The sequence below is a fragment of the Paraburkholderia sp. NPDC080076 genome (assembly GCF_050281145.1).
GTDB lineage: Bacteria > Pseudomonadota > Gammaproteobacteria > Burkholderiales > Burkholderiaceae > Paraburkholderia.
This window is the reverse complement of the sequence record NZ_JBNNWQ010000004.1, coordinates 74,066-84,596: the sequence shown is the minus strand read 5'-3', so window position 1 is coordinate 84,596 and position 10,531 is coordinate 74,066. Positions and strand designations below refer to the sequence as shown.

Below are 10,531 nucleotides of genomic sequence, written 5' to 3'. Positions count from 1 at the left end.
CGCCCGCTTCACCTGCATGAAGGCGTCATTCTTCCACCATCGCCCGCATATCCACCGTGCGTTCATTCACCGCACTACGCCGCTTGGCCAGCCACATCATGAAAGTGATGAAGGTGCCGAACACGACGATGATCCACTGCGCCGGCATCTTCGCCGTCAGCAGCAGCGCGTAGGCGCCGAGCATCAGCAGCACGGCGAGATTCTGGTTGAAATTCTGCACCGCGATCGAATGTCCCGCGGACAGCAGCGTCGCGCCGCGATGCTGAAGAATCGCGTTCATCGGCACGATGAAAAACCCCGAGAGCGCGCCGAGCAGGATCATCAGCGGATAGGCGAGCAGAATGTAGAACGGCAGCACGTACGTGCCGATGCGAATACCCGCGCCCGGCGGGAACAGATCCTTGTTGTAGAACGCCATGGCGATCGCCACCGCGCCGGTCAGAATGCCGACCGGCAGCACGCGCAGCGATTTGCGCAACGGAATCAGCGCGGCCGCGGCCGCGGCGCCCACCGCGATGCCGAGCCCCGTGACGCCTTGCATGACCGCCGCCTTCGAGAGCGACAGCCCGAGGTTCACGTTGGCCCATTTGAGCACCAGCAATTGCAGCGTGACGGCGCCGCCCCACATCAGCGTGGTCACCCATAGCGCGATCTGCGCGAGTTTGTCGGCCCACAGCACGTTGAAGCAATGATAGAAATCGCCGATCAGTTTCTTCGGTTCGCTCAGGCGGTTCTCATAACGCGCGCCGGTGTCGGGAATGAAGACGTTGATCGCGGCGGCGATCGCATACGTCACCATCGTCGCGAACATGGCGAGATCAGCGGAGGAGCGGATCAGCGGCAGATGCGCATGCGCGACGAATTTATCCGCGAAGGTGCTGATCAGCGCGCCGCCCACCATCGTGCCGACGATGGTCGACAGCACGGTGGCCGATTCGAGCCACGCGTTCGCCTTGACGAGTTTTTCCGCCGGCAGCAGTTCAGTGAGGATGCCGTACTTGGCCGGCGAATACGCGGCCGCGCCGAAGCCGACCACGCCGTAGGCAATCATCGGATGAACGCCCGCGATCATCATCAGGCAGCCGCTCGCCTTCAACGCGTTGGAGATGAACATGACGTGGCGCTTTTGCATCGAGTCGGCAAATGCGCCGACGAACGGCGCGAGCAGCACATACGAAACGGTAAAGAAAATCTGCAGTAGCGGTGTGACCCAGGCGGCCGAGCGAATCACGGAGAGCAGCGCGATGGCCGCGATCAACAGTGCATTGTCCGCAAGCGACGAAATAAACTGCGCCGCGATGATTGTGTAGAAGCCTTTTTTCATGAAGCGGGTCGGAAGCTGCGCGCAAGTCAGGCGCAAAGCAGGGCGCAGCAAAAACGCGCAAAACGCAGCCAGCAATGGAGTGCGCCGGCGCGGCCTTCCGCTTTGTAGCACGAACGCCCGCTGCATGCAGGCGCGCCAACGAAAAAGCGGCCGAAGCCGCTTGTTCATATTCCGTTTGCCGGTGCTGACCCGGCGTCACGCGGGCAAGGCTTACGCCGGTTGCTGACGCGTGCGGCTGTAGCGCGACAGGATCGGGATCATCTGCGCGTAGACCTTCGGGTTGCCCGCGACGATTTCGCCGACGTGCAGGAAATCCGAATCGCCCGTGTAGTTGCCGACGAGGCCACCGGCTTCGGTGATGAGCAGGCTGCCCGCGGCGACGTCCCACGCATTCAGGCCTTGCTCGAAGAAGCCGTCCATGCGGCCGGCGGCGACGTTCGCCAGATCGAGCGCGGCGGCGCCCGGACGGCGCAGGCCGGCGCAGGCTTCGGTCATTTCAGCGAACTGGCGGCCGTACGCTTCGAGGCCGTCCTTTTCGCGGAACGGGAAGCCGGTGCCGATCAGGCCGTCGGCCAGACGGTCGCGCTTGGCCACGCGGATGCGGCGGTCGTTGAGGAATGCGCCACGGCCGCGCGAGGCGGTGAACAGGTCGTTGCGGGTCGGATCGTAGACCACGGCTTGCGTCACGATGCCCTTATGAGCCAGCGCGATCGACACGCAGTAGTACGGAAAACCGTGGATGAAATTGGTGGTGCCGTCGAGCGGATCGATGATCCACTGATATTCGGAAACGTCATCCGACTTGCCGGATTCTTCGGCGAGGATCGCGTGATCGGGGTAGGCGGTCTTGAGCGTGTCGATGATCGCCGCTTCAGACGCTTTGTCGACCTCCGTGACGAAATCGTTGTGCTGTTTCTTGCTGACCTGGACGAGATCGAGGTCGAGCGACGCGCGGGTGATGATCTGTGAAGCGCGGCGCGCGGCCTTCACGGCGATATTGAGCATGGGATGCATGAGACTGGATCCTTGTGCCGGGGCAGCACGGCTGCTGGCCGGTAAATGAGCGCTAACCTGCGCTAATTGGGCGCCCTCGAGAAAGGCGCGGAAACAGCACGGAACGCTCGCCCGGTACAGGACCAGTGCGCATTCCGCCGACGGAGACGAATTGGATAAGAACGAGGCGCCCATGCCAAGCCGGACGGCGAAGCTGGACGCGAATCCAGGTATTTTACCTGAGTCCGGGCGCCGCGGCAGCGTTCTCGGGACGGGCGGGTCATCTGCCCGGGTTTTACGCGGCATTGGCAAGCGCGTTCGCATGCAAATCGGACTGGCTGCGGCGTTGGCGCTACCATACGCGTCTTTAGCATGCAGAATTCCATCGTGGACCACACCCACCATTCTTCCGATCCTGACGTAGCCGAACTGCGTGGGGGCTTCACCTCGACGCGCTTCGTGCTCGTCGAGCCGAGCCATCCGGGCAATGTCGGCGCCGCGGCGCGCGCGCTGAAAACCATGGGGTTCTCGCGGCTCGTGCTGGTGTCGCCACGCGTGCCCCACGTGCAGAGCGATCCGGAAGCCATCGCCATGGCAAGCGGCGCCGACGACGTGCTGGCCTCCGCGCACGTCGTGCCGACGCTCGCCGACGCCCTGAACGGCGTGCACTGGTCGATCGCGCTGACCGCGCGGCTGCGCGAATACGGGCCGCCGCAATGGACGCCGCGCGCCGCGGCGGGCGTCGCGCGCGAGCAGGCGGTGCATGGCGAGATCGCGCTGGTGTTCGGCAACGAGCGCACGGGTTTGTCGAACGAGGACGTCGAGCGATGCAGCGCGCTGGCGCATATTCCTGCCAATCCGGCTTATAGCTCGCTCAATCTCGCGCAGGCCGTGCAGGTGTTGGCGTATGAGTTGCGCACGATGTATCTGTCGGCCGATAGCGCGCCCACGGCGGTTCAAGTGGCTGCGGCTCGGGCGGCTGCGGGGCAGGGCGAGCCGGCAGGCGCACGCGCCGCGAGCGACGAAATCGAAAGCATGTTCACGCATCTGGAAAGCGCGCTTGTCGCGCTCGAATTTCTCGATCCCGCCAATCCGAAGAAGCTGATGTCGCGTCTGCGGCGTCTCTTTGCACGCTCGGGTCTCGAGCGCGAGGAAGTGAATATCGTGCGCGGCATCGCCAAGCACATTCTGTTGAAGACCAAGTCCAAGGACGGCGACGCGTCCTGAGCGCCGCATGCCGTTCCTGAATGCTTTTCCGATAGCCGGCGACGACCCCGCCGGCAGCGTGGACTTCCGGCAGGTTTTCCGCAATCCCCCTACAATCCTCAAAACGTTCTAAGCAAAGCTGCCGCCGTGCTATCCGGCAAGCCGTGCCGTGGCGCGCGCCAGGTCGCGCGAGCGGCCCTTTCTCCCACAACACAGTCCCTGCCATGTTCACGAGACTTCGCGAAGACATCGCCACGATCCGCGAGCGCGACCCCGCCGCCCGCAGCGCCTGGGAAGTCCTCACGTGTTATCCGGGCCTGCACGCGCTCGTACTGCACCGGCTCGCGCATGCATGCTGGCGGGCTAAACGCCGCTGGTTCGCGCGTTTCATCTCGCAGATGGCGCGCTTCATGACCGGCATCGAAATCCATCCGGGCGCGACGCTCGGGCGGCGCGTGTTCATCGATCACGGCATGGGCGTGGTGATCGGCGAGACCGCGCAGATCGGCGACGACTGCACGATCTATCAGGGCGTCACGCTCGGCGGCACGTCGCTCACGCGTGGCGCAAAACGGCATCCGACGCTCGAGCGCGGCGTGATCGTGGGCGCGGGTGCGAAGGTGCTCGGCGGTTTTACGATCGGCGCGGAGGCGAAGATCGGATCGAACGCGGTGGTGACGAAGCCCGTGCCCGCGCGTGGCACGGCGGTGGGTAATCCGGCGCGGATCATCGTGCCGGCGGCGGCCGCAGTGGTTTCAGAGGCGGCGAATGCGGGTTCCAACGGCGCCGCGCGCGACGTCAAACGCTCCGCCGGAAGCAGCGGCTTCTGCGCATACGGCATTACGCCGAACGCGGACGATCCGGTGTCGCTGGCGATTCATGGCCTGATCGATCACGCCGCCACCCAGGCGAAACGCATCGACGAAATCGTCGACGCATTGGAGCGGCTGGGTACGAGTCTCGAAGGACTGCAAGGCGCGGATGCGGCGTTGCTCGATCTGCGGCGGTTGTCGGCCGCGATTGCAGGCAAGGTGGAAGGGGCGGCGGCGGAGCGTTGACGTCTGCTTGCAGACGACGATGCCGCCGTTCACGCTGGCGGCCGGCGCTAACGCCAATGCGGCATGCGACGCGGAGACACGGCCGTATCGACGCTGGCATGCGCTGCGACAGTCGCTCTGCGATCAATCATTACGATCGCATTCAACCAACGAAAGCGCTGACATGCGGAGAGCCCGCGGCGCTGCATTCACCCGCACCACCACCTTCAACCTAACGGCAACGCCCGAATCCCTTCAGCATCGATACGCAAATACCCGCCACGGCGCTCGCCGTGGTCGAGATCCCAATCCGGCAAAACCCAGCGCGTGCCGCCCGGCTCGCGATGCCGCGCCGGCCGGTGCGTGTGCCCATGAATGACGGTCGCCGTTTTCGACGACTTGAATAACGCGGCCACGGCCGCCGCCGTCACGTCGTACTTCGGCGAAACCGGCCGCGAGCGGCCTTGGTCGCTTTTCGCGCGCATGTTCTCGGCGAGTTTCTGACGCCAGCGTAACGGCCACGCGAGAAACAGCATCTGCGCGAAACGGTTGCGCGCAAAATGCCGGAACAATTGATAGCCGCGATCCGCGGTGCACAAGCCATCACCATGCGCGAGCGCGATGCGCGTGCCGAATGCGGTGATCACGAACGGATCGGGCAGCCAGATCGCGCCGGCCGCTTTCATGAAACGCTTGCCCAGCAGAAAATCGCGGTTGCCGTGCATGATGTAGAGCGCGATGCCGCGCTCGGACAACGTATGCAACAGCGCCGCCATGCGCGCGACGAACGGCTCGACGAGCATGTCGTCGCCGATCCAGTACTCGAACAGATCGCCGAGGATGAAAACCGAATCGGCCTGCTCGGCCGTGAAGCGGATGAAATGCTCGAACGCGGCGACCGTACGCGGAATCGCCTCGCTCAGATGAATATCGGAGAGGAGAAAAAACGGGCGTGCGGCGTGCGGGCGTTTGCCCTCGCCAGGCACGCCCGCGGCGACGCTTCGCAGCGGCGTTTCTTGCAGCATTGAAGGTGCCTGATGTCAGTTCGAACGAGTCGACGCTTCGTTCACGTTCAGTCGACGATCACAGCCTTTTCGATCACCACGTCGTCCGCCGGCACGTCCTGATGGAAGCCCTTCGAACCCGTCTTGACCTTCTTGATCTTCTCGACGATGTCCATGCCTTCGACGACCTTGCCGAACACGGCGTAGCCCCAGCCCTGCGGCGTCGGCGACGAATGGTTCAGGAAGTCGTTGTCGTTCACGTTGATGAAGAATTGTGCCGTTGCCGAATGCGGGTCGTTCGTGCGAGCCATGGCGACCGAGCCGTTCACGTTCTTCAGACCGTTGTTCGCTTCGTTGGTGATCGGCTCGGCCGTCGGCTTCTGCTTCATGCCGGGTTCGAAGCCGCCGCCCTGGATCATGAAGCCGTCGATCACGCGGTGGAACACCGTGTTGTCGTAGTGGCCGGCCTTCACGTAATTGAGGAAGTTCTCAACCGACTTCGGCGCCTTTTCAGCGTCCAGTTCGAGTTTGATGACGCCGTGGTTCGTATGCAGTTCAACCATGATGGAATCCTTTGATGAACAGGGTGGGTAAATGGCGCGGCGAGTCGTCATGAACTGACGCCGGGCCGCGCCGGGGCGTGGATTGAGCGCTGATGCTTTTCTCGTGGGCGCGGTGTCTTGCGCGCGCTTTCAGTGCTCGCCTTTGCTTCAATTACTTGCCGACGACCGTGGCCGACTCGATCACGACCGGCTTTTGCGGCACGTCGCTCATCGGGCCGCGCGAGGTAGTGGGCGTGCCTTCGATCTTCTTCACGACGTCCATGCCGCTCGTGACCTTGCCGAACACCGCATAGCCGTTGCCGTCCGGATTCGGATAGTCGAGGCCGGCATTGTCCACCGTATTGATGAAGAACTGCGCGGTGGCCGAATTCGGATCGCTGGTGCGCGCCATGGCGAGCGTGCCCGTCATGTTCTTCAGACCGTTACGGCTTTCGAGCGGAATCGGCGCGCGCGTCGGCTTCTCCGCGAAGCTCTGCGTATAGCCGCCGCCCTGAATCATGAAGCCGCGAATCACGCGATGGAAAATCGTGCCGCTGTACTGGCCGGACTTCACGTAGTCGAGGAAGTTGGCGACCGTCTTCGGCGCTTTCTCAGGATACAACTCGACGCGGATGTCGCCTTCCGATGTCTTGAAGAGGACGGACGGATGCGCGGCTTGCGAACCGGACTGGGCAAATGCGGGAGCGTTTGCGATCAGGGCGGCGCTGCCGAGCGCCAACATCAACCATTTCATGAAGATCCTCAGGGTTGGAAAAAACGTATTGCGCGAGAGCGTAATGGGCTTTACTTCGACGGCGCCATGTAAGGCGGCATGGCGAGCGAGCCGTTCGCGCCGCCGTACTGGAAGCTCGGCGTCTGCGTCATGTTCGAGGTGGCGCGAGCGGTGTAGTCGTCTTCCGGGACGGCGGACTGCTTCGCCTGGGTCGGGGTCTTGACCGGCGAGATGACTTTCTGAATGTCCGCGAGGCGCTGCGTGGTGGTGGGGCTCACCTTGCCGAGGCTCTGTGCGCGGCGATAGGCCTCGTTGGCCATGCGCAGATACAGGTCGCCGAGATTCTCGTACGCGAGGCTGTAGCCCGGGTTGACCTTGGTTGCCGTTTCCAGCGCGGCGCGCGCTTCGGCATAATGGCCTTGCTTCGCATAAAGCGCGGCGAGGTTGTTATAGGGCTCGGGCAACTCGGGGTACGTCTGCGTGAGTTCGGTGAACGCGGCGATGGCTTCGTCGTCGCGATTCAGATGGGCGAGCACCGTGCCGCGCTTGAACTTTGCTTGCGCGTCGCGTGGATTCGAGGCGATGCGTGCGTCGAGCTGGGTCAGCGAGGCCGCCCAGTTTTTCTGCGCGATCGACGCGTCGATTTCCGGCGTGTTGTCGCGCACGGCGGGGCCCTGCGGCCGCGTGGCGGCTTTCTGCGCGAAGGCGGCCGAGGCGGGCACGGCGGCAAGGGCGACAGCCAGGGTGACGCGCAACGTGAGGGCACGCGTGGCGCCGAGAGCGACGCCGCCGCTCATGCCGCGCGCGACGCCACCGAAGGCCGCCGCGGCGAGGGTCGCAGCGCTGCGCGCGCGGCCGCTTGAAGGTTTCATAGGCTCAGGTCTGGATGTTATACTCCGACCCATTCTAACAAAAGGTCTGCGCGTTCCGTCGAACCGCAAACTGTCTTTTCGCCACTCGTGGTCGTCTCCGCCTTGATCGCAGCCTGACCGCCGCACCAGGTGCACCGGTTTTGCTGTATGCAACGCACCCGCCATTTGTTCGCGGGGCGCGGCGCGCATGAAACACATTGCGGATTTCTTTCGGCCCACGCACCGTTCTCTATGGAATCACTGCGCATCTACAACACGCTCGCGCGTGACAAGCAAACTTTCGTGCCGCTGCAAGAAGGCGTCGTGCGGATGTACGTCTGCGGGATGACCGTGTACGACTATTGTCACGTCGGTCATGCGCGGGTGATGGTCGTGTTCGACATCGTGCAGCGCTGGTTGCGCACGCTCGGCTACGACGTGACCTATGTGCGCAATATCACGGATATTGATGACAAGATCATCCGGCGCGCAGTGGAGAACGGCGAAACGATCAAAGCGCTGACCGATCGCTTCATCAAGGCGCTGCATGAAGACGCGGACGCGCTCGGCATTCAGCGGCCCGACATCGAACCGCGCGCCACGGATTTCATTCCGCAGATGCTTGGCATGATCGAGCAGCTCGAAGCGAACGGCTACGCCTATCAGGCGAGTGACGGCGACGTGAACTATGCGGTGCGCAAGTTCGCGAACTACGGCAAGCTCTCGGGCAAGTCGCTCGAAGATCTGCGCGCGGGCGAACGCGTCGCGGCGAACGACGCGAAGCAGGACCCGCTCGACTTCGTGCTGTGGAAGCAGGCCAAGCCGGAAGAGCCCGCCGACACCGGCTGGGATTCGAAATATGGGCGCGGCCGTCCCGGCTGGCATATCGAATGCTCGGCGATGGGCTGCACGTTGCTCGGCGAACATTTCGACATTCACGGCGGCGGACAGGACCTGCAGTTTCCGCACCATGAAAACGAAATAGCGCAAAGTGAAGCCGCTACCGGTCAAACGTTCGTCAATTTCTGGATGCACAACGGCTACGTACAGATCGACAATGAGAAGATGTCGAAGTCGTTGAACAACTTCTTTACGATCCGCGAAGTATTGGCGCAGTACGATGCCGAGGTCGTGCGTTTCTTCATCGCACGCGCGCATTACCGCTCGCCGTTGAATTACAGCGACGTGCATATCGACGACGCCCGCAACGCCCTCGCGCGTTTGTACACCGCGCTGAAGGACGTCACGCCGGACGACGCCGAGCTCGACTGGAACGAAGCGCATGCGCAGCGTTTCCAGGCAGCAATGAACGACGACTTCAACACACCGGTTGCAGTGTCGGTGTTGTTCGAGTTGGCAACAGAAGTGAACCGCACGCGCGACCCCGCGCTGGCCCGTCAGTTGCGCTCGCTGGGCGCGGTGATCGGACTGCTCGGCCGCGAGCCGCGTGCGTACCTGCAGCAGGCAGCGGGGGCAGCAGCCGAAGGCGCGCTCGAGCCCGCCGCGATCGAAGCGAAGATCGCGGCGCGCGTGGCCGCCAAGCAGGCGAAGGACTATGCGGCAGCAGACCGGATCCGGGCCGAATTGCTCGAGGCCGGCGTTGCACTTGAAGACAAACCCGGCGGGTTGACCGAGTGGCGGCGCGTGTGAGCGCACCTCGACTTACCCTTTGATCGACTCGCCAGGCAGGAGGCAGGATGGCAACGGCCACGAAGACGCCGGCTAAACGAGCCGCGTCTCAAACAAACGCGGCAACCGCGGCAAAGTCGACACGCACGTCGGCTCGCACGGGCGGCGGCGCGGTAAGGAAAGCATCGTCGAAAGCCGCCGGGGTGGCGGCCAAGACGGCAGCGGGTGCAGCGACAAAGACCGCCGTGAAGCGCGGGCTCAATGGCGCGTCGGCGCATGCGCCTCTCGCGAAGCGCGCGAAGGCGCCGCGTTTGAAGAGCAATGGCGCCTTGCCGGCTGAATTGGCCGGCGACGTGCAGGAGCTCGCCCGCGTAACGGTCGAGGGGCACGAAGGCGAAGTCGTGCGCAAGACGCGCGCGTCCGCAACCGCGGGCGGCGAAGCGGCGAGCGCGAGCGAGGTCGCGGTGCCGGTGCAGATCGGCGGCCTCACGCCTGAAGTCACGCGTCCGGCCTATTGGGACAAGGCTTGTGCCGACCTCGTCAAGCGCGATCGCATTCTGAAGAAACTGATTCCGAAGTTCGGCCCGGTGCATCTGCTGAGCCGCGGCGATCCGTTCGTCACGCTCGCGCGCTCGGTGGTCGGCCAGCAGATTTCGGTCGCGTCCGCGCAAGCCGCCTGGGCGAAAGTCGAGGCCGCCTGTCCGAAGCTGGTGCCGCAACAGTTCATCAAGCTCGGTCTGGAGAAGCTGACCACGTGCGGGTTGTCCAAGCGCAAAGCCGAATACGTGCTCGATCTCGCGCAGCATTTCGTTTCGGGTGCGCTGCACGTCGGTAAATGGACGTCGATGGAAGACGAGGCGGTGATCGCCGAACTCACGCAGATTCGCGGCATCGGCCGCTGGACGGCGGAGATGTTCCTGATCTTCAACCTGTCGCGCCCCGACGTGCTGCCGCTCGACGACCTGGGCCTGATTCGTGCGATCAGTGTCAACTACTTCAGCGGCGAACCGGTCACACGCAGCGAAGCGCGCGAGGTCGCCGCCAACTGGGAGCCGTGGCGCACCGTCGCCACCTGGTATATGTGGCGTAGTCTTGATCCGTTGCCGGTCGACTACTGAAAAAGAAGAAACGGGACCATTTCAAAAGCTATCGATTGTTAAAGATTGATAGTTGCGAAATGGTTTTGACATCGGCGAGCGCGGTTAGAATACG

At 63.5% G+C, this 10,531-nt stretch carries 10 protein-coding genes; 4 read left to right on the top strand and 6 right to left on the bottom strand.

Annotated features, from left to right (window positions below; genetic code table 11):
- Nucleotides 1-25: 25 nt before the first annotated feature.
- Both lplT and ACQKRQ_RS17420 read right to left on the bottom strand, forming a co-directional pair.
- The gene (lplT, locus tag ACQKRQ_RS17425) at nucleotides 26-1,324 is read right to left on the bottom strand and encodes a lysophospholipid transporter LplT (protein ID WP_427478438.1); all 1,299 of its coding nucleotides are present in this window, start codon (nucleotides 1,322-1,324) and stop codon (nucleotides 26-28) included.
- A gap of 210 nt (nucleotides 1,325-1,534) precedes the next feature.
- Nucleotides 1,535-2,338, bottom strand: a complete 804-nt coding sequence (locus ACQKRQ_RS17420) for an inositol monophosphatase family protein (protein ID WP_427478437.1) — start codon at nucleotides 2,336-2,338, stop codon at nucleotides 1,535-1,537.
- 366 nt (nucleotides 2,339-2,704) lie between these two features.
- Between ACQKRQ_RS17420 and ACQKRQ_RS17415 the strand changes: the two genes are divergently transcribed.
- The gene (locus tag ACQKRQ_RS17415) at nucleotides 2,705-3,544 is read left to right on the top strand and encodes an RNA methyltransferase (RefSeq protein ID WP_427479244.1); all 840 of its coding nucleotides are present in this window, start codon (nucleotides 2,705-2,707) and stop codon (nucleotides 3,542-3,544) included.
- A 203-nt stretch (nucleotides 3,545-3,747) separates the two neighbouring features.
- Nucleotides 3,748-4,581 (top strand): serine O-acetyltransferase, encoded by an 834-nt coding sequence (gene cysE / locus ACQKRQ_RS17410; protein ID WP_132373877.1) that lies wholly within the window; start codon nucleotides 3,748-3,750, stop codon nucleotides 4,579-4,581.
- Nucleotides 4,582-4,787: 206 nt separating this feature from the next.
- Here the strand turns inward: cysE and ACQKRQ_RS17405 are convergent, their stop codons facing one another.
- The 4 genes from ACQKRQ_RS17405 to ACQKRQ_RS17390 all read right to left on the bottom strand — a co-directional run bounded on the left by ACQKRQ_RS17405 (nucleotide 4,788) and on the right by ACQKRQ_RS17390 (nucleotide 7,711).
- A complete protein-coding gene (locus tag ACQKRQ_RS17405) occupies nucleotides 4,788-5,585 on the bottom strand; it encodes a UDP-2,3-diacylglucosamine diphosphatase (RefSeq protein WP_427478436.1) in 798 nt (265 codons plus the stop codon).
- 47 nt (nucleotides 5,586-5,632) lie between these two features.
- The gene (locus ACQKRQ_RS17400; protein ID WP_063496582.1) at nucleotides 5,633-6,127 is read right to left on the bottom strand and encodes a peptidylprolyl isomerase; all 495 of its coding nucleotides are present in this window, start codon (nucleotides 6,125-6,127) and stop codon (nucleotides 5,633-5,635) included.
- A 151-nt stretch (nucleotides 6,128-6,278) separates the two neighbouring features.
- Nucleotides 6,279-6,860 carry a peptidylprolyl isomerase gene (locus tag ACQKRQ_RS17395; protein ID WP_132373879.1) on the bottom strand — a complete coding sequence of 194 codons (582 nt, stop codon included), beginning with the start codon at nucleotides 6,858-6,860 and terminating at the stop codon, nucleotides 6,279-6,281.
- Between the two features lie 50 nt (nucleotides 6,861-6,910).
- Nucleotides 6,911-7,711, bottom strand: a complete 801-nt coding sequence (locus tag ACQKRQ_RS17390) for a tetratricopeptide repeat protein (protein WP_408282675.1) — start codon at nucleotides 7,709-7,711, stop codon at nucleotides 6,911-6,913.
- Nucleotides 7,712-7,942: 231 nt separating this feature from the next.
- Between ACQKRQ_RS17390 and cysS the strand changes: the two genes are divergently transcribed.
- Both cysS and ACQKRQ_RS17380 read left to right on the top strand, forming a co-directional pair.
- Nucleotides 7,943-9,340, top strand: coding sequence for a cysteine--tRNA ligase (gene cysS, locus ACQKRQ_RS17385; protein ID WP_132373881.1), 1,398 nt, complete (start codon nucleotides 7,943-7,945; stop codon nucleotides 9,338-9,340).
- A 47-nt stretch (nucleotides 9,341-9,387) separates the two neighbouring features.
- Nucleotides 9,388-10,437: a DNA-3-methyladenine glycosylase family protein gene (locus ACQKRQ_RS17380; RefSeq protein WP_132373882.1), complete on the top strand. Its 1,050-nt coding sequence runs from the start codon at nucleotides 9,388-9,390 to the stop codon at nucleotides 10,435-10,437.
- Nucleotides 10,438-10,531: the final 94 nt, after the last annotated feature.

Excerpts from the sequence above, each read along its gene's own strand:
- lplT (WP_427478438.1), bottom strand. The coding sequence starts at position 1,324 with ATGAAAAAAGGCTTCTACACAATCATCGCGGCGCAGTTTATTTCGTCG.
- ACQKRQ_RS17420 (WP_427478437.1), bottom strand. The coding sequence starts at position 2,338 with ATGCATCCCATGCTCAATATCGCCGTGAAGGCCGCGCGCCGCGCTTCA.
- cysE (WP_132373877.1), top strand. The coding sequence starts at position 3,748 with ATGTTCACGAGACTTCGCGAAGACATCGCCACGATCCGCGAGCGCGAC.
- ACQKRQ_RS17405 (WP_427478436.1), bottom strand. The coding sequence starts at position 5,585 with ATGCTGCAAGAAACGCCGCTGCGAAGCGTCGCCGCGGGCGTGCCTGGC.
- ACQKRQ_RS17400 (WP_063496582.1), bottom strand. The coding sequence starts at position 6,127 with ATGGTTGAACTGCATACGAACCACGGCGTCATCAAACTCGAACTGGAC.
- ACQKRQ_RS17395 (WP_132373879.1), bottom strand. The coding sequence starts at position 6,860 with ATGAAATGGTTGATGTTGGCGCTCGGCAGCGCCGCCCTGATCGCAAAC.
- ACQKRQ_RS17390 (WP_408282675.1), bottom strand. The coding sequence starts at position 7,711 with ATGAAACCTTCAAGCGGCCGCGCGCGCAGCGCTGCGACCCTCGCCGCG.
- cysS (WP_132373881.1), top strand. The coding sequence starts at position 7,943 with ATGGAATCACTGCGCATCTACAACACGCTCGCGCGTGACAAGCAAACT.
- ACQKRQ_RS17380 (WP_132373882.1), top strand. The coding sequence starts at position 9,388 with ATGGCAACGGCCACGAAGACGCCGGCTAAACGAGCCGCGTCTCAAACA.